The 22,642-nt window shown below is 52.3% G+C and carries 19 protein-coding genes and 1 pseudogene; 7 read left to right on the top strand and 13 right to left on the bottom strand.

Annotation, left to right across the window (positions count from 1 at the left end):
* Positions 1-8: 8 nt before the first annotated feature.
* From C7434_RS17375 to C7434_RS17360, 4 genes are read right to left on the bottom strand one after another with little or no spacing between them, the layout of a single operon-like run.
* Positions 9-827, bottom strand: coding sequence for a carbohydrate ABC transporter permease (locus tag C7434_RS17375; protein ID WP_033742272.1), 819 nt, complete (start codon positions 825-827; stop codon positions 9-11).
* On the bottom strand, positions 824-1,741 hold the full coding sequence (locus C7434_RS17370; protein ID WP_205956242.1) for a sugar ABC transporter permease: 918 nt from the start codon (positions 1,739-1,741) through the stop codon (positions 824-826). The genes C7434_RS17375 and C7434_RS17370 overlap by 4 nt, the downstream gene beginning before the upstream one ends.
* Before the next feature lie 4 nt (positions 1,742-1,745).
* Positions 1,746-3,023, bottom strand: a complete 1,278-nt coding sequence (locus C7434_RS17365; RefSeq protein WP_033742274.1) for an ABC transporter substrate-binding protein — start codon at positions 3,021-3,023, stop codon at positions 1,746-1,748.
* A gap of 20 nt (positions 3,024-3,043) precedes the next feature.
* Positions 3,044-4,147, bottom strand: a complete 1,104-nt coding sequence (locus tag C7434_RS17360) for an ABC transporter ATP-binding protein (RefSeq protein ID WP_133745724.1) — start codon at positions 4,145-4,147, stop codon at positions 3,044-3,046.
* A gap of 320 nt (positions 4,148-4,467) precedes the next feature.
* Between C7434_RS17360 and C7434_RS17355 the strand changes: the two genes are divergently transcribed.
* A complete protein-coding gene (locus tag C7434_RS17355; protein WP_006122082.1) occupies positions 4,468-5,208 on the top strand; it encodes a nitroreductase family protein in 741 nt (246 codons plus the stop codon).
* Between the two features lie 50 nt (positions 5,209-5,258).
* On the opposite strand, the gene C7434_RS17350 is transcribed toward C7434_RS17355, so the two are convergent.
* The 6 genes and pseudogenes from C7434_RS17350 to C7434_RS17330 all read right to left on the bottom strand — a co-directional run bounded on the left by C7434_RS17350 (position 5,259) and on the right by C7434_RS17330 (position 11,434).
* A complete protein-coding gene (locus C7434_RS17350) occupies positions 5,259-6,803 on the bottom strand; it encodes a sensor domain-containing diguanylate cyclase (RefSeq protein ID WP_033742276.1) in 1,545 nt (514 codons plus the stop codon).
* Positions 6,804-7,051: 248 nt separating this feature from the next.
* The gene (locus tag C7434_RS17345) at positions 7,052-8,410 is read right to left on the bottom strand and encodes a cytochrome c (RefSeq protein WP_033742277.1); all 1,359 of its coding nucleotides are present in this window, start codon (positions 8,408-8,410) and stop codon (positions 7,052-7,054) included.
* Positions 8,403-10,007, bottom strand: coding sequence for a GMC family oxidoreductase (locus C7434_RS17340; protein ID WP_133745723.1), 1,605 nt, complete (start codon positions 10,005-10,007; stop codon positions 8,403-8,405). Before C7434_RS17340 ends, C7434_RS17345 begins: the two co-directional genes overlap by 8 nt.
* A 24-nt stretch (positions 10,008-10,031) precedes the next feature.
* A complete protein-coding gene (locus C7434_RS17335; protein WP_033742279.1) occupies positions 10,032-10,535 on the bottom strand; it encodes a sugar dehydrogenase complex small subunit in 504 nt (167 codons plus the stop codon).
* A gap of 321 nt (positions 10,536-10,856) precedes the next feature.
* Entirely contained in the window at positions 10,857-11,105 is a 249-nt protein-coding gene (locus C7434_RS22335) for an ABC transporter six-transmembrane domain-containing protein (protein WP_252988434.1), read from the bottom strand.
* Positions 11,051-11,434: pseudogene (locus tag C7434_RS17330) on the bottom strand (ABC transporter six-transmembrane domain-containing protein). The gene C7434_RS22335 and the pseudogene C7434_RS17330 overlap by 55 nt, the downstream one beginning before the upstream one ends.
* A 208-nt stretch (positions 11,435-11,642) precedes the next feature.
* Here C7434_RS17330 and C7434_RS17325 point away from each other — a divergent pair.
* From C7434_RS17325 to C7434_RS17310, 4 genes are all read left to right on the top strand, one after another.
* Entirely contained in the window at positions 11,643-12,227 is a 585-nt protein-coding gene (locus C7434_RS17325; protein WP_006122078.1) for a TetR/AcrR family transcriptional regulator, read from the top strand.
* A 463-nt stretch (positions 12,228-12,690) separates the two neighbouring features.
* Positions 12,691-14,073, top strand: coding sequence for a diaminobutyrate--2-oxoglutarate transaminase (locus tag C7434_RS17320; RefSeq protein WP_033742606.1), 1,383 nt, complete (start codon positions 12,691-12,693; stop codon positions 14,071-14,073).
* Between the two features lie 14 nt (positions 14,074-14,087).
* Complete coding sequence (locus tag C7434_RS17315; protein WP_033742280.1) at positions 14,088-15,554, top strand: aspartate aminotransferase family protein; 1,467 nt, start codon at positions 14,088-14,090, stop codon at positions 15,552-15,554.
* Positions 15,555-15,739: 185 nt separating this feature from the next.
* Complete coding sequence (locus tag C7434_RS17310) at positions 15,740-16,027, top strand: VF530 family protein (protein WP_033742281.1); 288 nt, start codon at positions 15,740-15,742, stop codon at positions 16,025-16,027.
* Between the two features lie 74 nt (positions 16,028-16,101).
* Here C7434_RS17310 and mqo read toward each other — a convergent pair whose 3' ends face one another.
* A complete protein-coding gene (mqo, locus tag C7434_RS17305; RefSeq protein ID WP_006122074.1) occupies positions 16,102-17,751 on the bottom strand; it encodes a malate dehydrogenase (quinone) in 1,650 nt (549 codons plus the stop codon).
* Between the two features lie 371 nt (positions 17,752-18,122).
* Positions 18,123-19,079: an Rpn family recombination-promoting nuclease/putative transposase gene (locus tag C7434_RS17300; RefSeq protein ID WP_033742282.1), complete on the bottom strand. Its 957-nt coding sequence runs from the start codon at positions 19,077-19,079 to the stop codon at positions 18,123-18,125.
* Positions 19,080-19,366: 287 nt separating this feature from the next.
* On the opposite strand from C7434_RS17300, the gene C7434_RS17295 reads away from it, so the two are divergent.
* Positions 19,367-20,956, top strand: a complete 1,590-nt coding sequence (locus tag C7434_RS17295) for a sensor histidine kinase (RefSeq protein WP_208295869.1) — start codon at positions 19,367-19,369, stop codon at positions 20,954-20,956.
* A complete protein-coding gene (gene dcuR / locus C7434_RS17290) occupies positions 20,953-21,672 on the top strand; it encodes a two-component system response regulator DcuR (protein ID WP_006122071.1) in 720 nt (239 codons plus the stop codon). The genes C7434_RS17295 and dcuR overlap by 4 nt, the downstream gene beginning before the upstream one ends.
* Here dcuR and C7434_RS17285 read toward each other — a convergent pair.
* A complete protein-coding gene (locus C7434_RS17285; RefSeq protein ID WP_133745722.1) occupies positions 21,578-22,633 on the bottom strand; it encodes an FAD:protein FMN transferase in 1,056 nt (351 codons plus the stop codon). The genes dcuR and C7434_RS17285 overlap by 95 nt on opposite strands.
* Between the last annotated feature and the right edge of the window lie 9 nt (positions 22,634-22,642).

Genomic DNA, 22,642 nt, shown 5'->3' with positions numbered 1-22,642 from the left:
TATTTTCCTTAGCGAATGCCTGCGCGCATAAATGACTGGATAAACTGGCGCTGGAACACCAGAAACAACAGCAACAGCGGCAGCGTTGTCATGATTGTTGCCGCCCCAATCAGTGCCCATTGCACGCCCTGCTCCGGTGCCGAAAATAACTGCAGTCCTACCGTCAACGGACGGACTTTTACAGAATCCGTAATAACCAGCGGCCACAGAAAATCATTCCAGTGGAAACTAATGGAGACCAGTGCAAAAGCGATATAGATTGGCCTGGCCAGCGGAATATAGATTTTGCGCAGGATATAAAACCGACTGGCGCCCTCTACAATGGCCGCTTCTTCCAGCACCACAGGGATGCTTTTAAAGGTCTGGCGCAGCAAGAAAATCGCAAATGCTGAAGCAAAATACGGCAAGGCAATGCCGGTCAACGTATCGCGCAAGCCCAGCGCACCAATGGTTTTGTAATTATTCAGGATCAGGACATCCGGGCTTATCATCAGCTGTAACAGGATAAGCGCGAACAGAAAACCCGAATATTTCAGGCGAAACCTGACCAGCGCGTACGCCGCCATCGTGGCCAGGATAAGCTGACACACCACAATCATGACCACCAGCAATATGGTATTCAGGAAATAGCGGCCAAAGGGCGCGGCGTGCCAGGCATCCGTGAAATTTTGTAGCGTCAGGGGTGCCCACAGCGAGAAGCTTCCCTGATCGGCCGCCGGGTGAACCGCTACCCACAACGCCACCAGTATCGGTAACAACCACAGCAGCGCCGCCAGCCAGATAACCATATTCAGGCACAGTCGGCCCGCAGAGAATTCAGGCTTCATTGATAGTGCGCTCGCTTATCCAACAGGGAAAATTTCAGCACCGCAATCAGGGCTAAAATCAGCAGCAATACGACGGTCATCGCCGCTGCCGCAGGGAGATCCCAGTAGCTGAATGCCGTACGGTAGATATAAAACAGCAACAGGCTGCTGCTGTTGTCCGGGCCACCGTTGGTCATCGCAATCACCTGATCGACGATACGAAATGCATTCATTGAGGCATTAATCAGCACGAAAAACGTCGTCGGCATCAGTAACGGCCACTGGACGCGGCGAAAAAAATACCCCTTTGACGCCCCTTCGATTTGTGCTGCTTCGCTGAGGCGCGGATCGATCTGCTGTAACGCAGCCAGATAAAAAATCATAAAAAAACCAGCCTCGCGCCAGACAGAAACGGCCATCAGGCACCCGAGCGTCGTGCCGGGTTCGCCGAGCCAGTTAACCGGTGCGACAGAAAACAGCGCAAGCAGCTTATTCAGAAGTCCCAGCTGTGGTGTGTAGAAAAACAGCCACAGATTGGCGATGGCTATCATCGGCAGCAGAGAGGGAATAAAGAAGGCTGCACGCACAGCGGCGTTACCCGCCAGCCGTCGGTTAACGGCCAGGGCCATCAGTAACGCCAGGGAAACCGCAAGCGGTATAGTGATCAAGGCATACAACAGGTTATTCCACAGCGACCGGATAAACACATCATCATCCAGCAGCGCAGCGTAGTTATCCAGCCCAACAAAGTGGGCCGGATGACCTGCACGGGCAGCGCTGAACAGGCTTTCCCACACCGTTGCCAGCGCAGGATAATGGGTAAACAGCAGCAGAAAACCCAGCGCCGGTAAAATCAGCAAATAGCCACACAGCTGAAGTGAACCGCGCCGCACACGCGGTGCGGGCGTTGCTGTTGCCGCCATGTTCATCGCCATCCCCTTACTGATAGGCCTTCAGTAAACGATCGGCCTGCTTCTGTGCCGCTTCCAGTGCCTCAGCCGGGGTTTTAGACTGCGTCACCGCCGCTTCAATGGCATGGTTCAGGGCTTCCTGTATCTGCACACTGTTGTAGGTAGAGAGTTCAGGCTGGGCATATTTCAGTTGTTCACGAGCGACCAGCGCCTGAGGAACCTGCTTCACATAGTCTTGCATCGCTGGCGTTTCCCATGCTGCCGGGGAGGTAGCGACATAGCCTGTCGCAATACTCCAGCGCGCCGCCTGCTCTGGCGCAGTGACCCAACGGATAAATTCCATGGCGGCTTTTTGCTGTTCTGGTGAAGCACTTTTGAAAACGTAGAGATTACCGCCGCCCGTTGGGCTGCCGCGCTGTGTTTTTTCAGGCAACATGGCAACACCAAACGGGAATTTGGCATTTTTGCGCACCACACTCAGGTTGCCGGTGGTGGTAACCATCATGGCCGTTTTGCCACTGAGGAAATCCTGTGGCGTCGTGCCCCAGGCAATCGCGCCTTTCGGGGAAACGCCCGCCTTCTGGCCTAAATCGGTCAGCCATTGCAGCGTTTCGACATTGTTGGGCGTATTAAAATAGACCGCCGTGCCCTTGCCGTTATCCAGATGCGCGCCGTTCGTGGCCGCAAACCCCTGGAAAACCCAGTAACCATTGGGCGTCGTCGGGATTTCGATGCCCCACTGACTGACGTTATCGCCGTCTTTCACGACCAGTTTTTTACCGAAATCCACCACCTGCTGCCAGTTCTCAGGCGCTGTATCAGCAGCCAGACCCGCTTTTTCAAACGCCTGTTTATTCCAGTACAGCACCACCGTCGAGCGCTGAAAAGGCACGCCCCAGACTTTGCCGTTGATGTGGCGCAAAAAAGCGGGGTAAAAGCTGTCGATCCATTTTTTACCGGCGTCATCCTGAGCCAGATCGCTGGCCGCCACAATAGCCCCTGCATCCATCAGAGAGTAGGCTTCGATATCACCAATGACCGCCATTTGCGGCGCATTCCCGCCACGAAAGGCGGTTAAGGCTTTCGTAACCGTTGTAGCGTAGTCACCGGTATAAACAGGCTGAATGCTGACCTCAGGATGAATTTTTTCGAAATCGGCCACCAGCGCTTCCACGGTATGGCTGATCGCCCCACCGACCGCGATAGGGTAATACATTTGCAGTTTGACCGGCTCGGCGGCAAAGACTGCCGTGCTCGTCGCGATAAGTAAGGCTGAAAGCAAACGTGACAGACGAATGGCTGGCATGATTTTCCCTTAGGTAAAAGTTAAACGGCGTATTGTTTGAAAGAGGCAGACATCTGCTGTTCAGCGTGTAAACAGCGTTTACCGCTCGCAGTGGAAAACAGGTATTGCTTATCGACAGGCCATTGCAGCCCGGTCAGATGACCTTCGTTAAAACGTTTCATGCCCGGCATGGTAACGGTTAAAACGGCCTGGCTGCCTGTTAGCTGACAGACCACTAACGTATCTGCGCCCATGTATTCGTAGTTCACGACGTTGGCAGTCAACCCCGCACTCTGAGGATCAATGAACTGGATATCTTCCGCCCTGATCCCCAGACTGAGCGCCGTCTCGGATGACTCGGTGACCACAGGCTGAGTGAGCTGGCTCAAAAAGTGCCTGCCGTTGACAGAGGTCAGCGGCAGAATATTCATGGGCGGCGCACCGATAAACTGCGCCGCAAAAATACTGGCCGGATTGTTATACAGGTTGTCTGGCGTATCATGCTGCTCAATCCGGCCATCATTCAGCAGAATGATGCGGTCAGCCATGCTCATCGCTTCCGTCTGATCGTGGGTGACATAGAGCATCGTCAGGCCCAGCGCTCTCTGCAGCGCACGAATTTCGCGACGCATACTTTGGCGCAGTTTCGCGTCAAGGTTAGAAAGGGGTTCATCCATCAGGCATAAGGTGTTGTTGGCAATCACGGCACGTCCGAGTGCAACGCGCTGTTGTTGGCCGCCCGAAAGCTGTGCAGGTAACCGATCCAGCAACGTCTCCAGTTCCATTAATTTGCTGACGCGGCTCAGGCGGCCAGCAAATGTCTGCCTGTCCTCGCCGCGCGCTTTTAAACCAAACAGCAAATTTTCGCGAACGCTTAGATGCGGAAACAGCGCATACGACTGAAAAACCATAGAAAGTTTGCGATCTGATGGCGGCAGGTGCGTGATATCGCGATGACTGAAACTGACCGTTCCCTCATCCGCGGTTTCCAGTCCGGCGATCGTCCGAAGCAGCGTCGACTTACCGCAGCCTGACGGACCTAACAGCGCTACAAAGGTTCCTTCTTCCGCTTCGAAACAAATGTTATCCAGAGCAGTTTTTTCGCCCCAGCGTTTAGTGATGTTGTGAAGCGCCAAATGGCTCATAGCTTCGCCGCTCTGCCAATGAGAATGGCAGTAAGCTAGCGGAGCAAAATGAAAGATTTATGGCTGAAAAGTGTCAGCAGAATGACAGAACGTGATGTGATTATGGCGGCTAACGGTTCTGCAAGGTGCAGGGACGGTTAAGCGTTGTGCAGACAGGCTATCGACGCCCTTCGTGTCGTGCTGCTGACAGGCCCTGATCTGATTCGTTTGAAGGCAGTTAACCTGTTTTTGCGGGTGAAAGCCAGTACGGTTAAAGAGCACAGCGCACTCTTTTGTTATCCTCACGACACGATTTTTAAAGGATGATGTCAGGAGAGATGATGAGCGAGATAATTAACCTGTTTACCCGTCACAAAAGCGAACGCAGCTTCACCGATCAGCCGGTCGATGATGCCATTCTGGATCGCATAATCAGCACTGCTTATCGCGCGCCTACCTCCGTAAACTCACAGCAGGTTTCTCTGGTGGTGACACGCGATCCGGCTAAACGCCAGACTATCTCGCAAATCGCGGGCGGCCAACCGTGGATCGCTAAAGCCCCTGTCTTTATCACTGTGGTGCTGGATATGCATAAATCACGGATGGCGATGGCCGCCGTAGGCAAAGAGCAAATTGCCCAGCAGAGCATTGAAAGTATTGTTTCTGGCTCGACGGATGTGGGTATTGCCCTGGGAAGCATCATGGCTGCAGCCCGTTCAGAAGGACTGGGCATTGTGCCGATTGGTGGTATCCGCCGCGATCCTGACGCCATGATCGAACTGCTTAACCTGCCAGAATATACCTTCCCGGTCGCAGGTGTGGTTATCGGCTATGTTGATCAACCCGCGTTTCAGAAGCCACGCCTGCCAATGCAGACTTTCCGTCATGAGGAAAGCTACCATACCGAAGGCCTGGAACAACAGATTGCCCACTATAACGCCGAGATGGTGCAGCACTGGAAAGATACAGGCCGCGCCGACGGCGAAAGCTGGAGTGACAGCGTGAGTGGCTATTACCAACACATCTATTTCCCCAAAGTCCTGCCCGCACTGCATAAGCAAGGCTTCGGTAGCGACAAGTAAGACACCACTGCCCGGTGCTAATCCGGGCAGCGGCACTGAATGGCGCGACGTTACAGACTAGCACCGTTTCGCCCTTCGTGTTTTGTCCGGTACAAGGCATCATCCGCACGCTTGATCAGTGATTCTGCATGCTCTGGCCCTTCGCCAGCCTCCGTAGCCGCCACCCCCGCACTGAGCGTAACGCAACCCGTTGTGAGCCCCGTTGAGACATGAGGTATGGCCTGTTGTCTGACGGTCTCGACCACACTTAAGGCAACGGTCAACGCATCCCGGGCCGACGTATCGGCCAATACAATCGCAAATTCTTCGCCGCCATAACGGGCCGCGATATCCGTGCGACGTTGGGCAAATGTTTTCAGTATCTGGGCGACCTGCTGTAAGCATTCGTCACCTGACACATGGCCATAAGTATCGTTGTAGCGTTTAAAATAGTCGATATCGAAAAGGATCAGCGACACCGGCCCGCCGCTGCTGCGCGCATGGAGCAGGCTTTTTTTCAGGAATTGATCGAAATAGCGACGATTTGCCAGCCCTGTAAGCCCGTCCGCGTTTGCCAGACTCTTCAGCGACTGATTCGCGGCGGTGAGCTCATCGCGAAGATGCGTCAGTTCAAGTTGATAACGCAGGCTGCGCCTGGCTTCATTCCGGATAAATATCCAGAGCAGAATAATGCCCACCAGCAATACAAGGCTCAGTAAAACCCCCTGCACGCGGCTTTGCATCCACTCTAAAAAAAGCCGTTTGGTATCAAATCCCGCGGTCACAACTACCGGATAACGGCTGGAGCTGACAAAACCAAATATTCGCTTTTCGCCATCCAGTTCGGCTTTCCACTGGCCGCTTCCGCGCTCGGCGTTGGCTAATAACTGATGGAAAAGTGGACTGGAGGAGAGGTTCTTGCCGATATAGCTGTCTGGTAACGGGCGCGCATACAGCACCGTACTGTCTGCCAGCATAAGCACCAGTAAATCCTGCGGGCCGATAACAAAGTAATCGTAATAATGGCGGAAATAATCAATGCTAATCGTGGCGAGCAGCACACCTTTGAAGCCGCCATAGTCGTCATTAATCCGTAAGGATACCGGGATGACATAGCGTCCCGAGCTGCGGCTGCGGAGCGCCGGACCGACATGCACGCTGCTACGAAGATTATGTTGATGGAAAATAAAATACTCCCGGTCAGCATTGTTATTTCCTTTGGGCATCTCAGTAAGCGAACTGGCTATCCATCGCCCTTGTGAGTCAAAGTAAAACATGTCCTCCAGTTGAGGAAGACGACTTTGTAAGGTGCGCATGATGTTATTGACTTCCGCCACGTCAATATACGTTCCGGGCTGGGACTGAATAACGCGCTGTACCTCGCGCAGAGAAAGTTCGATTTGCAAAAAGGTATCTTCTGCCTGACGGGCCTGTGCGACAGAGAGATCAATCGCACGCTCCTCGGTTGACCGGACGGTTCTCTGCCAGTCCATGTGCAGCGTCCAGGCATTAACCACAATCACGCCCAGCGTCAGTAAACTACAGGCCAGTGTTATGCTTCTGAGCAGCGGGGAAAGGCGCATCATTGCAGCATCTTTTTTACGACGTAATTCCATGCCGGTTTACCGTTTTTTCGCTATGGGATACCGCAACATATCAGAAATAACATGTTAACAATGACAACCACACAGGCCATTTCTGCCAACTGTGTTTAGTGTAGATGACGGTTACGCTTTCACGCGCATGCTGTGCATGTCAGCGAGAGGAAAGAGAATCTTCTCCGGCGGTGGAAACATAATGCGGCAGGGCGAGTGAGCTGATTATCAGGTTCCCCTCTGCCATCAGAGACAGAGGGGAAGATGCCTTAACGTCGACGACGCCACCACCAAAACAGCCCCCCAATGACCACCAGCACGCCTGCGACCATCGCCCCCCGGACCAGCGGCAGCAGCAGTGAAGGCTCACCGCCCTGACGCAATGCTTTCACGCGCGCCGGAGTGATGCGCACTGCACTGTTGCCGATGTCCTGCATCACGTAGTTCGTGACATCGGCAATTTGTGTGTCATTTAAGGTCTGGGCAAAACTGAGCATGCCCTGCCCTTTTGCAGGCCAGACACCGTCCAGTATGACCATCGCCACGTTATCCGCATTGGGTTTCTCCAGTACCGGATGTTTGGTTAAGGCAGGCAGGCCGTTAAGTCCCTGTCCTTCCAGGTTATGGCAGGATGCGCAGTTATTACGGTAAATCTGCTCGCCGTCCGTCATATCCGATAACATATCAGGTGTATCGTCCCCGGTGACGGGCGTCAGACCGACAGTGGGCTCCTCGCTGTCGGCATCGGCATCCGTGCTGTCGTCTTCGTGATCGACAGCAGGCAACAGGTAGGTCGCGATAGCGGCCCGATCGTCCGGCGTCATCCGCGAAAAACTTTTGTCGATGGCTTCCAGCATCGGACCGGCCGCCGTTGCACCATTATCGGCGTGACCGCTGGCGAGATAGGCTGCCAGCGACTCGCGTGACCACTGATCGTCACTTTGTAACGCAGCAGACGTAATCGCTGGCGCATACCAGGTCCCGAGAGAAGCGCCCTGTAACGATTTATCCGACTCCTCCGCCATCAGGAAATTACGTGGCGTATGGCAGGTGCTGCAGTGGGTTAACCCTTCCACCAGATACGCGCCGCGATTCCATTCAGCAGACTGGCTGGGATCGGGAGTAAAAGGCTTGCCGTCAAGGAACAGAAGATTCCACGCCGCCATGCTGAAGCGGAGATTAAACGGAAACGGCAACGCCGTTTTTTCTGGCTGTGTATCATCTGCTTTTACACCGTACATAAAATAGGCATAAAGCGCGGAGATATCGCTGTCGTTAATCCGGGCATAGGCGGTATACGGCATGGCCGGATAAAGATGGCTGCCATCCGCGCGAATGCCCTTGCGTAAGGCATCGGCAAACTGCTTCTCACTGTAGTGACCAATGCCTGCCGTTTTTGAAGGCGTAATGTTGGTACTGAAGATGATCCCTAACGGGCTGCCAATCGCATGGCCACCGGTAAACGGTGCTTTGCCCTCTTCTGTATGGCAGGCCGCGCAGTCCCCGGCTACGGCAAGGTATTCTCCCCGCTTAATAAGATCGCCCTGGCTTTCGGCATGCGCAGTGGTCTGCATGAGGCTGAGCATAAGGGCAATCGGCACCACCAGGCGCCTCAGTAACTTATCCATGCTGCGTCTCCTGCAAAATTTTATCAGCCGTGCGCAACGCAAGCGCCATGGCGGTCAGTGTGACATTACAGGTTCCGACCGTGGGCATCACGCCAGTGCCCACCATAAACAGGTTTTCATGATCGTGCGCCCGCCCCCAGGCATCCGTGACGCTGGTAGCGGGATCCAGGCCCATCGACAACGTGCCAGTAATATGTTGGCGATTAGAAAATTTGCCGCTTTTACTGTGGCGAATATTGGTCGCGCCCAGCTTTGCGGCAATCGCGTCATAACATTCACGGGTTTTCGCCGTGCCCTTTTGCACATACTCGTCCACATTCCAGTACAGTGCCGGGGTAGGCAGCCCCAGAGCATCTTTGTTACTGCTTAACGTGACGCGGTTGGTGGGATCCGGGAGCTGTTCCAGGGCATTCTTTATGCTGAGACGACGTGCCGCACGGAAGCGAATCTGTTCCTGAAGTTTTTTGCCAAAATAGCCTTCCTCCAGCACTTCTTTCGTCACCGCGGCGACCTGCGAGGCATTGGAAATATCCAGACGGAATGGCGCGTGTTCACGACGGAACTCACCGTCCCTGAACTGCCCGATTGAGCACGGGCTGACGGGGCCGCGTCCGGGCCAGATTTCTTCATCCACATCAAACGTGACGCCAATCGCGGGGTGATCGCAGAGGTTACGGCCCACAGTGTCCCGGGCATTGCCGATGCCCTGTGGGAATCTCTCGCTGGTGGACATCAGCAGCAGCTTAGGCGTTTCAATCGCATTGGCCGCCAGAACAAATGTCTGCGCCGTCACGCGATGGCGGGTTTTATTCCAGTCATAATAGTTTGCGGCCACAATCCGCCCCTGCGCATCGTGCTCAAGTTGATAAACGACAGCTTCAGTGATTACCTGTACGCCGCTGTCTTCCGCCTGCTGAGCGGCCAGGCCACCGTGATACTGCGCATCAATGGGGCACACGGGCATGCAGTTATTGTTTCCACAGCAGGCCGGTCGGCCATCGTAACTTCGGCTGTTGCGGCCGGTACTGTCATCCAGTACGGTGAAGTCTGGCGCGAGTCGGGCCGTGACACGTTGCTGCAACCAGGAGGCTGGCACCCGTTCCATCGGAAACGGCTTACTGCGAGGCGAGCCGTTGTCCGGCGATCCGCCGACGCCAGCGATGACTTCGGCTTCATAGTAATAAGGTTCCAGATCCTGATAGCTAATCGGCCAGTCTTTTCCCACGCCATACAGCGAATGTTGCTGAAAATCATTCGGGACAAAGCGCCACAACTGAGCCGCCCAGTGCCAGCTGGTGCCGCCAAAAATACGAATATATTGCGCATTAAATGCCTGAGGACCCAGTTGCTGCAGATAATCATTGGGTTCTGGGGTATAGCGCGGTTGGGGTGCCATCGGTGAAAAGGGGTACGGTGACATAAAGTCAGACTTAAAGGCAGAACTGCGGAAGCGCTCCACCAGTTCTCCACGGCTGACCTTAGGTCCGGATTCAAGCAGGATAACGGACTTTCCGGCTTTCGCCAGACGCGTCGCCAGTAACGCGCCATTCACGCCTGCACCGATAACGACCACACCAGCCGAATTATTCTTCTTCATGGATAACATTACTCTTGAAAAGGGTCACGGTTGGCTCGCCCAACTGCCACAGACGCCATAGGAGAAGCTCGGTGGAACCAGTTTGTCGTTAACGACCCGATTCGCAAGCGTGTTGATATAGGTGATATAGCGCGCATTTTTGCCTTTGCCGACAATGCCGGTATACCAGCTGCTCAGAATCGCCCCGGCCAGCCTGGCGCTTGCCGCCTCAGTTTCAGCAAACTGCAGGCGTGCCTGTTGTAACAGGTCGGGCTGATGCGTTAACAGGTTGCTGAGATGAAAAAGTGCCGCGCTGAAGTTTTTCTGCGTCTGACTGAACGCATCAAAAAGCGCACTGCCTACCGTGTCATTGAGCTCATTCTGTTGTGTCAGTTGCTGTGAAACCAGCATAAACACATCAAGGGCATCTGCCTGCATGTTCGGTTGCGCGGCGTTGAGAGGCGCCAAAGGGAACAGATGGCCGGTCGCACTGGCCACAGCGACAAGCCCAACCATCTTCAGCACGCGTCGGCGTGAATAGTGATTCATCATATTATCCAGTCAAAAAGCTGCCTTTCTCTGGCAGCAAATCCTTCTTTGGCATACGAATAGTGTGTTGCCAGAATGCATCGCGTCCTGGATGCTTTGCCTTACGTCATCGCTAAACTTGACGAAGTGATGACTGCGACGACCTGCTCTGATTAACTTTATCGACAAGCCAGCCACTGTCCTTTACGTTACGCATGCAAGAAATCTTTTTCCTGTCAGCGGTAAACCCAGCATGATGCTGTGTGATCCTTCACCAGCGCCTGGACAGCGTTATCCTGTTGGCAGTCGTTAAACCAGATGGTTATTTGGGTTATGAATATATTAAATGGATAGTAAACAAATTTGATACGAAGCGGTACTGACTGTTGAGACGGGTGAGGTGTGTGAACCTGTTACGTCAGGCTGTCCTGCGTGTTGTGCCGGCGGCAAGCTGATCTCTTTTTCCAGTCGGTTATTTAGCCGGCCAGACAAGGCTTTATTTTTGTGTGAGAATCCCGGCAGGAAACATGCCAGGCTCAGCAAAATGATCGGGCAACCGACGCCCGTCCAGAACGCAATTGCCAGCAACACGATGGCGGCACCGCTGATGGGACGACGGATGTTATCAAGACAGGCAAATGCAGCTCAAAAAAGTCGACAACCTCACGTGACAGCGTCACACGGATAGCAATCGTTGAGGCATTACGCTTCGCGTTGCGCCACGACCACCGGCACCGCCAACTCTACATAGATCCGTGCAAAAATTCGGGTATCCACGCTACGCCTTGCCGCACCGTTTCCCACATTGTAAAGGCCATTACCGCATGAAGCATGGCCTGGAGCGCATGTCCGGTGATAATGGCACTAATCGCGAACCCGGCTAACAGCGGGTAAAGCAAACAGGAGACATTTTCCGCCATGACCCGCAACAGGGTGAGAGTCAACTTTTTACTGTGACGTCGCCCCAGCGTTTTCAGGGTTGCAATGGCGGTATGTGGCGCGGTATTCGGTAGTGTCGCTCTGGAAGAACACATGATTTTCTTTTCGTAAACTGTTAAAACTGAGCGGTCGCTCAAGTACCAGCGCATCATAATTGCGTGATTGCTCAAAGTTAATTCAGGAGTCAGGATGCAAGCATCAACACAAACCGCCGGGGAAACACTGAAAGAAAAAATTCTGGCGGGCGCCGTCGCGCTTTTTCTTGAAAAGGGGCTCGAAAAGGCCACCACACGCGAGCTCACCGCGACGCTGGGAATTTCACGCAGTCATATCTATCACTATTTTCCTGACTGGCACACGCTGACCTTAACGGCGCTGGAGCGCTTTATGCAGGGCGAACTCGACGACTTCGCCCGTGAACTGGCCGCGCTGGATCCTGAGCAGCAACTATACTGTTTAATCGAAGGACATATTCCTGATGCGGCGGATTCCGGCTGGCAACTTTATGCTTCAGTGTGGCAGATGGCTGGCCATCACGATGATTATGCCGGACTGGCCGAAAAAATTACGGCCGGCTGGGATGCCCTGCTGTGTCGCATTCTTGAGGCTGGCGTCGCACAGGGATACTTTCGGATTGAGGATGTTGCGCGCAGCGCGCGTCAGCTCAACGCCATGCTGAATGGCTATGCCGATCTGCTCAGTATTAAGTCTTCGCCTGAGAGAGTCGAGCAGGTGATGTCTGATATTCATCACTTTGTAAAACTGCTGCGTTAACCGCATCCGCAACAACAGCGTGGCGTTGACGCCCACCGACATTAAAGGAATGTTAAATAGAAGTTATAATTATATTTACTCTTATCCTTATATTGTTTCATCTCTATGGCGCACGTTTTACATTTTGATGGTTGATTAATCTCAAATTTTATCGCTTATCCGCACCGAAACGGTTGCTAACACACTTTATTTTTACTTAGTAAAACGCATGCGTGATCCGATAAGCGCGTGTTTTTTGGCACTTTATTGATTATCTGTTTTAAGAAAAGTTGCTTACTTAGTGACGAAATTAACGGTAAGCAACTGTTTTATATAACAAATGAATTAATAAAAAGACATAAAATTAATCATTGAGTCCTGTGTTAAAAAACAATATATTGGCCGCGTTTTTAACATGAGTTCTAAATTTTATTCACTTATCCAACTGCAGCGTGATGCCACGCCCGGTTGTAGGAGAGATATGATGACGGATAAAGTCCGTATTGATAGTTTGAATGCGAATACATTAAACGGTAACAATGAGTCTTATCTGGCCCGCCAGGCCGAGTTTGAATCAAATGTTCGAAGTTATCCGCGTAAATTGCCGTTAGCGATCGCAAAAGCTAATGGCGTCTGGATCACAGACGTTGAGAACAAACAGTATCTTGACTGTCTTGCCGGTGCCGGAACGCTTGCGTTGGGTCATAATCATCCTGACGTACTGCAAAGCATCCAAAATGTCATTACCAGCGGCTTGCCGTTACATACTCTCGATCTGACCACGCCATTAAAAGACGCGTTCTCAGAATATTTGCTCTCTCTGTTACCGGGTCAGGGCAAAGAGTACTGCCTGCAGTTCACTGGTCCTTCTGGTGCGGACGCAGTTGAAGCCGCGCTGAAACTGGCGAAAAAACACACGGGCCGTTCAGGCGTGATCAGCTTCTCCGGCGGTTATCATGGCATGACCCACGGTGCGCTTTCAGTGACAGGTAATCTGTCACCGAAAGAAGCCGTGGACGGCATGATGCCGGAAGTGCAGTTCATGCCTTATCCGCACCTTTACCGTTGCCCGCTGGGCATTGGCGGCGAAGCCGGTGTTAAAGCGCTGACCTACTACTTCGAAAACCTGATCAACGACGTTGAAAGTGGCGTACGTAAACCGGCTGCGGTCATCCTGGAAGCCGTTCAGGGTGAAGGCGGCGTCAATCCTGCGCCAGCAGAGTGGCTGCAACGTATCCGTAAAGTCACCCAGGAGCACGGCATTCTGCTGATCCTGGATGAGGTTCAGGCCGGATTTGCCCGTACCGGTAAATTCTTTGCCTTTGAACACGCCGGCATTGAACCCGACATTATCGTTATGTCAAAAGCCGTCGGTGGCGGTTTGCCATTAGCCGTACTGGGTATTAAAAAGCAATTTGATGCCTGGTCGCCTGGCCACCATACCGGTACATTCCGTGGCAACCAACTGGCCATGGCAACCGGTCTGACAACGTTGAAATTGCTGAAAGAAAACAACATCGCTGACAGCGTGGCAGAAAAAGGTGAGTGGCTGAAAGGCAAACTGACCGAGCTGCAAAAACGTTATCCTGCGATTGGCAACGTCCGTGGTCTGGGTTTGATGATCGGTATCGAAATGGTCAAACCAAACGAAGCACAGGATCACATGGGCTGCTACCCGGCTGATGGCGATCTGTCTGCGCTGGTGCAGAAAAAATGCTTCGAAAATGGTCTGATTCTGGAGCGTGGCGGCCGCCACGGCAGCGTATTACGTCTGCTGCCTTCTTTGCTGATCAACCATGATGAGCTTCAGGTTTTCCTGGATAAGTTTGAAAACGCCCTGCTTGCCGCAGGCGTCGAAGCAGTTTAAGTGGAGTAAGTTCGATGTCACGGTCAAATCCTATTCTGGCGTCCTCGATGCAAAGCACCGAGGCTTATCAGCAGGCTATCGCTCAAAGCAGCGCGGCCGTTGTTAAGTGGCTGGAACAGCCTGAAATGTATCAGGGCAAAACGGTTGCAGAACTCCGCGAACGCATCAAGCTGGACTTTAATCCAGAAGGCCTGGGTAACCAGGCCGCCATTGAGCGCGCGATTGAGTATTTCCTGAAAGACAGCCTGTCTGTTCATCATCCACAGTGTGTTGCGCATTTACATTGCCCAAGTCTGGTTATCAGCCAGGCCGCTGAAGTACTGATCAACGCCACGAACCAGAGTATGGACTCGTGGGATCAGGCACCTTCTGCCACGCTTATCGAAATGAAGCTGATCGAGTGGTTGCGCGAGCAGGTTGGTTATCAGGCGGGTGATGCAGGCGTCTTTACTAGTGGCGGCACGCAGAGCAATCTGATGGGGCTGATGCTGGCACGCGATGCCTTCTTTGCCCGTCAGGGTCATTCCGTGCAGCAGGACGGCCTGACTGGCGATCTGAAAAAAATCAAAGTTTTCTGTTCGGAAAACGCGCACTTCTCAGTGCAGAAAAATATGGCCCTGCTCGGCTTAGGCTACCAGTCGGTCACGTTGGTGAAATGCGACGAGTTTGCGCGCATGGATATGACGGACCTGGCTCAGAAACTGGCACAGGCCAAAGCCAACAACGAGCAGGTGCTGGCGATTGTCGCGACGGCGGGCACAACGGATGCGGGTGCTATCGATCCGTTACGTGAGATCGTCAGGCTGGCGGCTGAGCAGCACATCTGGGTTCACGTTGATGCGGCCTGGGGCGGCGCGCTGCTGCTGTCCGAGAAATATCGTCATTACCTGGATGGTCTGGATCTGGTGGATTCCGTTACGCTGGATTTCCATAAACAATTCTTCCAGACAATCAGCTGTGGCGCTTTCCTGTTAAAAGAAGCCCGTCACTATGAGCTGATGCGCTATCAGGCCGCTTACCTGAACTCTGAATTTGATGAGGCACAGGGCGTACCAAACCTGGTATCAAAATCTCTGCAAACCACGCGTCGTTTCGATGCGCTGAAGCTGTGGATGGGACTGGAAGCGCTGGGCCAGAAACAGTATGCCGAAATTATCGATCACGGCGTCACGCTGGCACAGCAGGTTGCGCAGTTTATTGAACAGCAGGATGCGCTGGAGCTGGTAATGAAACCTCAGCTGGCGAGCGTCCTGTTCCGTTATCGCCCACATCAGTCCGCGGGCTGGAGCGATGCTGACATTGCGCTGTTCAACCAGCGCATCGGCGATGCATTGCTGGAATCCGGCCGGGCCAATGTCGGCGTGACCGAGCATAACGGTATGACCTGCCTGAAAATGACGTTGTTGAACCCAACGGTGACCCTGGAGGACATTACTGTCCTGCTGGCACTCCTGGAGAAAACAGCACAGTCATTGCTGTAAGCCTTTCTTATTCTGCCTGACTCAGGCCGGTAATTTTTACCGGCCTTATTTATTTGTGAAGACTGTCCGCAAGGCTTAGCGTGCCGGTGGACAATGTCGCCCCACAGCGCCCCTGACTGAACTGACTTGCGCCACGCAGCATCGTGCTGCAGGATAAGACTTTTACAGCATTTACCGGAAAGACTATGACCGCTCACGTCTCTAACGATCCTCTGCACGGTATTACACTTGAAATGCAGGTCAACAGCCTGGTGGCACGATATGGCTGGGCTGAACTGAGCAAGCGTATCAATATCAACTGTTTTAAAAACGATCCCAGTGTAAAGTCCAGCCTGAAGTTTCTTCGCCGGACGCCCTGGGCGCGTGCTGAAGTGGAAGCCCTGTACCTGGCTTCACGGGATGACGCGCAACCGGATTCCGCACCGTCATCCGATGAAGATCCGTGGTCCAGTTGGCGCCGTGATAAAACCTGATGAAGATTGCGCGCACGCTTCAGACGTAAAAAAGCCCGCGTCATCACTGACGCGGGCTTTTTCAGATTATGGCATTACAGCGCCATATCGTGCTTCGCTGGTTCAGGTGTTTTATCACTTTTCGCCGCGGGAGCTTCAGCAGGCTTAGTGCCCATGTTAATAACCGGTGGCTTCGTCAGCTGCAGCGTTGCAGCCGTTTCATCCCATACCTGCTGGGTCAGTGCAGGATTGTCGTTCAGTTTCTGACCGTAAGCAGGAACAATTTTACGGATTTTTTCCTGCCATTCCGCAGACTTGAATTGCTCCGGGAACAGTTTCTGCATAACGTTAATCGCAATAGGTGCAGCGGTTGATGCGCCTGGCGATGCGCCCAGCAGTGCAGCAACGGTTTTCTGCTGATCGGTCACGATTTCTGTACCGAGTTTCAGCACGCCACCTTTCTCTGCATCTTTCTTGATGATCTGTACACGTTGACCGGCCTGGATCAGCGTCCAGTCTTCTTTCTTCGCATCAGGATAATATTCTCTCAGCGCAGCAAAGCGGTCATCATCGCTCAACATGACCTGACCAATCAGGTATTTCACCAGATCGAAGTTATCCAGGCCCACATGGGTCATTGGCATAAAGTTGTGAGTCGTCGTCGAGCTCAGCAAGTCAAACAGCGAACCGTTTTTCAGGAACTTGGTTGAGAACGTGGCGAAAGGTCCAAACAACACGACACGTTTGCCATCGAAGTAGCGTGTATCAAGATGTGGAACGGACATCGGTGGCGCACCCACAGAAGCCTGACCGTAAACTTTGGCTAAATGACGCTCAGCAATCTGCGGGTTTTTGGTGACCAGGAATGAGCCGCCAACCGGGAAACCTGCATAATTATCCGCTTCGGGAATGCCGGTTTTTTGCAGTAACTTCAGCGCACCGCCGCCCGCGCCGATGAACACATATTTTGCGTCTACCGTGCGTTCGCCGCCATTTTTGGCATCTTTGATGGTCACGTGCCAGGAGTTATCGCTGTTACGTTTGAAGTCAGTGACTTCAGAAGACGTTTCCAGACGGAAATTATCATGTTTCTTCAGGCTACCAATCAACTGACGGGTAATTTCACCGTAGTTAACGTCGGTCCCGACAGGCGTCCAGGTTGCCGCCACTTTTTGTTGAGGGTCGCGACCTTCCATCACCAGAGGTGCCCACTGCGCAATCTGTTTGTGATCGGTGGAGAACTGCATACCCTGGAACAGGACGGTTTTCTGCAACGCCGCGTAGCGCTTAGTCAGATAATCCACATTATCGCCCCATACAAAACTCATATGCGGCGTAGAGTTGATAAATGAACGCGGGTTATTTAACACGCCGTCTTTCACCTGAGAACTCCAGAACTGGCGGGAGATCATGAAGGCTTCGTTAATTTCCAGCGCTTTGGTCACGTCAATAGAACCATCAGCACGCTCAGGCGTGTAGTTCAGTTCCATATTGGCGGAGTGGCCGGTACCGGCATTATTCCAGCCATTCGAGGATTCAAGTGCCACACCATCAAGCTTCTCAACCATGATCTGTTTCCAGCCCGGTTGTAGCTCTTCCAGCAGGGTGCCCAGAGAAGCACTCATGATACCGCCGCCGATCAGCAGAACGTCTGTTTTTTCTGGTGAATTTTCAGCATGGGTGACTGAAGAAACGAGTAACGCTGCAAGCGAAAGTGCAGGTACGAATTTAGTTGATTTAATCATTCGGAATCTACAATTAACGTGGAGAAGTAGTTAAAAAAAGTCCCGAAAGTTTAAAATATTGTTATTGCGTAGTTAATGTGAAAATAGTTAAAAAATTAAAAGCTTCTTTATTTCGATTAATTTAGTTACAAAAGGTTAACTTCATTATCGATATATTTTAACCACACAATAAAGGGGCGTTTTGCAATATACAATGCCCTAAGGCAAATATTTTCAGCGCGCGGTGATGAGAAATGATGCGACAGCTTTTACTCGCAGGAAGGCTAAAACACAAAGAGGAAAGCGCGCCGTTCCAGATAAGATATTACGGATAGTGAGTCTCTCAACGGTGATAAAAGCGGCTCTTTATCACTGACCGGTCAAGGGGATCCTCAGTGACGGATCTGCGCCAGATCATCCGCATTAAGACCCGTCATTTTCATTACCGTCTCGTTATCCAGGCCGTTTTGCAGCATAGTACGGGCAATTTTCAGGGTAGCTTCACGTTCCCCTTCAGAACGACCCGCTTCACGTCCCAGCTGAATGCCCTTTTCGATACCTTTCTCCATGCCCTTTTCGATGCCTTTTTGTTCGAGCTGCTGCGCGATGGTCATTAGTTCGTCTCCATGTTGCGGCACACGTTGTGCCAGTTCTCTGACCAGGGCTTCGGCATCCGAAGTTTCCCCTGTCTGCACAATGTAGTGTATCAATGATATGACTTGTGATGAAGAAAGATAGCCTGCCAGCAATACCGGGACAAGCGTATCCATCAGCTCCGCAAAATCACGCTGATGGATATGCTTCTGGAGCAGTGTCAGCGCGGCCATACTGCGATGACCCGCAATTTCTTCATCAGGAATCACGGTGACATCCACCAGCGGGAAGGGTTCGGCATAGAGTCGGGCAGCCAGTACGGGATCGCTGAATGCATCGAGCCAACGGGTCGAGTAGGGATAGGGACTACGTTTCCCGGTATAGAAGAGGACAGGAATCACCAGCGGCAGACTTTTGTGGCCGGCTTCAAGGTGACGTTGCATGGCCGCCACCGCGTACCGCAGTAATCTGAAAGCCATCAGTTTATCCGGGGAGGACTGATGTTCGATCAGTACATGGATATAGCCCTCCTCGTCTCGTGTCGTTTTCAGACTGTAGAGAACATCACTGAAATACTGGCGAAGGTCGTCTTCCACAAAAGAGCCGGATTCCAGTTTCAATGTATTCAGATCACAAATAGCGCGTAATTCGGCGGGAAGATGCAATTCCATAAAGTCACGTGCAATCTCGGGCTGCGAGAGAAATTGTCGAAACGTTGCATCGTGAGGCATTGGCGTGCCGTTCTTCTTCTTCATCAACCCTGACTCCAGAATAACAAGCTGACATTTCATTGTGGCAATAAGAGGCCTCTGGGGGATAAGCACGGAAAACACGCGCAATGACGCACGATAGCTTTACTTTTGGGTAGCAGCATTGACCTGAATCAGTCCTGCCTGTGTGGTGAGTTTTTTTAAACTGATGATCGCTGGCCATGAAACTGTACTGGTGGTACGACTTCGCGTATGTTGCATCGCGAACCTTACTATTGCTGATACTCACTATGAATGACTCCCGGCCCCACCGTTCGTCTAAAAAACGCCCCATGAAACTCAGCACGCTCTCGTCTCTGATGATGGCTGCTGTGTTGATGACCGTCTTGTTAAGCGTACATCTGCTTTACTATGTGCAGATTGATAACTTCACACGTGCGCATGTGAAAGATAAGGCCCTGGCCGTGGCGCGAACGCTGGCTGACAGCCCGGAAATCCAGCAGGCGCTGACCCAGCCTGATGGCAGCAAAATCATTCAGCCTATCGCCCAGACAACGCGTAAACGTAATGATTTGCTGTTTGTCGTGGTAACAGATATGCGCGGTATTCGGTTTTCGCATCCGAATCCTGATGTGGTTAACCAACATTTTGTCGGTGAGGATATTAACCCTGCTTTACAGGGTCATGAGAACGTTGCGGTTAATCATGGCGTTCTGGTCGAAGCACTCCGAGTGTTTACACCCGTGTTTAATGCCAGACATCAGCAAATCGGCGTTGTGGCTATTGGCATCTCAGTGAATGACGTTGCCGCGCAAGTCACAAAAAGCCGCTGGAATATCTTCTGGACGGTATTATTAGGCGCGTTGGTCGGCATGCTGGGCATTTTCATATTAGTAAAACGCCTGAAGCACATTTTGCTGGGGTTAGAGCCATACGAAATCTCCAGTTTGTTTGAAGAGCGTCAGGCTATCCTGGATTCGATTAAGGAAGGCGTCATTGCCGTCGACGATCAGTCCCGCGTCAGCCTGATCAATCAGGCAGCGTCACAATTATTGAAAGAGACGACGCGTGAAGCCTTTCTGAGTGGCGATCGCGTACCGGAAAATGCGCAAATGCTGACCCATCTGCGTGATGCGTTGCATGATGGCAAAGCCGCATATGATGAAGAACTTAATGTGCGCGGCAAGATACTGATCAGCAACACCGTACCCGTGCGCAGTCGCAGCAGTATCATTGGCGCGGTGAGCACCTTCAGGGACAAGACAGAGATCAGTCAGCTAATGCAGCGTCTCGACGGCATGGTAAACTATGTGGATGCGCTGCGTGAACGTTCCCATGAATTCATGAACAAACTGCACGTGATTCTTGGGCTGCTGCACATGAAAAACTATGCGCAGATGGAAGAGTACATCCTTAAAACGGCCAATAACTACCAGACCGAAATCGGTTCGCTGTTGCAGAAGATTAAATCACCGGTCATTGCGGGTTTCCTGTTAAGCAAAATTAATCGTGTGACGGATGAAGGCCATCAGCTAATCCTGAGCGAAGCCAGCTACCTGCCAGACAGCGGCAGTGAACAGCAAATTGCCGCATTAATAACGGTGCTGGGTAACCTGATCGAAAACGCCCTTGAGGCGCTTGACCCGGATATGGACGGTGAAATTCACGTCATGCTGCACTACCAAAACGGCTGGTTGTCATGTGAGGTCAGCGACGATGGTCCCGGCATTCCTGCCGATCAGCTGGCAACCATTTTCGAACGTGGCGTTTCCACCAAAGGTGAAGATCGTGGCGTTGGACTGTTTTTACTCAAGCAACAAACGGAAAGTCTGGGCGGTAACGTCAGCGTCGAATCCGAGCCAGGCGTGTACACGCAGTTTTTAGTACAGCTTCCGTGGGAAAGAGGAAATATTAACGAATGATCAATGTGTTAGTTGTAGACGATGATGCCATGGTGGCCGAGCTGAACCGATGCTACATCGGTCAGATAGACGGTTTTACCTGTTGTGGCACTGCGTCCACGTTACTGCAAGCCAAAGAACGCCTGTTGCAGACCGATCCGGCCGTTGATCTTATTTTGCTGGATATCTATATGCAGCAGGAAAACGGACTGGATTTGCTGCCGGAGCTGCGCAGCGCCGGTCGTCCGATTGACGTGATTATCATCTCGTCAGCAGCGGATGCGGCAACCATCAAAACCTCGCTGAATTATGGTGTTGTGGATTACCTGATTAAACCGTTTCAGTTTTCGCGCTTTGAAGAAGCATTGACCGGCTGGCGACAAAAAAAACGGCTCATGGATAATCATCAGTTTTATCAACAATCTGATGTCGACCAGTTGCTGCACGGCAACCCGGCGAACGCCAACGAGACAAAACGTCTGCCTAAAGGACTGACACCGCAAACACTGCGTACGCTTTGCCTGTGGATTGATGCGCATCCCGGAACGGAATTTTCCACCGATGAGCTGGCAACGGAGGTCAATATTTCTCGTGTATCTTGCCGCAAATACCTGATTTGGCTGGCGCAAAGCAATATTTTATTTACGAGCATTCATTACGGTGTGACAGGTCGTCCGGTTTATCGTTACCGTCTCCAGCCTGAGTATCACGCACTTTTACGTCAGTACTGCCAGTGATGTAGCGGAAGCTGTGATCCAGCAATGTAAAATCAAAGTGACGTTGTGACGAGCAGATGATGCGTTTGTCGCGCGTCACGAAGATAGCCTCTATGCCGGGATAGGCTTTCAGATAGTCGCTCCCCTTTTCAATGCCCATGCCATAGATCAGCGTGGTAAAAATATCCCCATCAATTGAGTGATCTGACACAATGGTTACGCTGAGTAGCGCGTTATCCAGCGGATAGCCGGTATGCCTGTCCAGGATATGGTGGTAGCAGACCCCTTCCTGTTCAAAGTAACGTTCGTAAATCCCGGAAGTCACTACGGATTTATTCGTTACGTTAATCACCCCAAGCAGCGCGTCCGAAGCGGCAAAGGGTTTTTTTAAACCAATTGCCCAGCCTTCCTGCGGTGCATCAGGCGGCGCGCCGAGCGTTTGCACATTGCCGCCAAGATTGATGAGCGCGCTGTCCACACCATGCTCATGTAAAAATGCCTGCACCCGATCGGCAATATAGCCCTTGGCAATCGCACCCAGATCAATCTCCATGCCCGCTTGCTTCAGAAAGACCGAACGGTTCGCCGCATCAAGTTCAATGTTCTCAGGATGGGTTAAAGCGAGTTTTGCCTGTATCTCTGCCCGCGCCGGCACGCTTTTCCCCTGAAAGCCGATCTTCCAGCATTTGACCAGCGGTCCGATGGCCAGATTAAAACTACTTTCAGGCAGCAGGCTGACCGCAAGTGCACGCTCGATTAGCGTAAACACGGGCTGGCTGACGCTGACGGGACGCTGACCGGCCGCATGATTAATCGCCATCACTTCGGAGTGCTCGCGATTGACGGTAAGCACATTCTCATACTGTTTGATCAAGCGAAAAACCTGACCTGCCAGCGCCTCATTATGCTCATACAGCTTAAGCAGAATGGGCGAGCCCATCAGGACGGCGGAATAGGCGTACACGTGCGAATCAGTTTGCATAAGCGACAG

Origin of the sequence: Pantoea sp. PNA 14-12, assembly GCF_004364735.1 — a bacterium.
Taxonomy (GTDB): domain Bacteria; phylum Pseudomonadota; class Gammaproteobacteria; order Enterobacterales; family Enterobacteriaceae; genus Pantoea; species Pantoea stewartii.
This window is presented reverse-complemented; position numbering and strand designations above follow the sequence as displayed.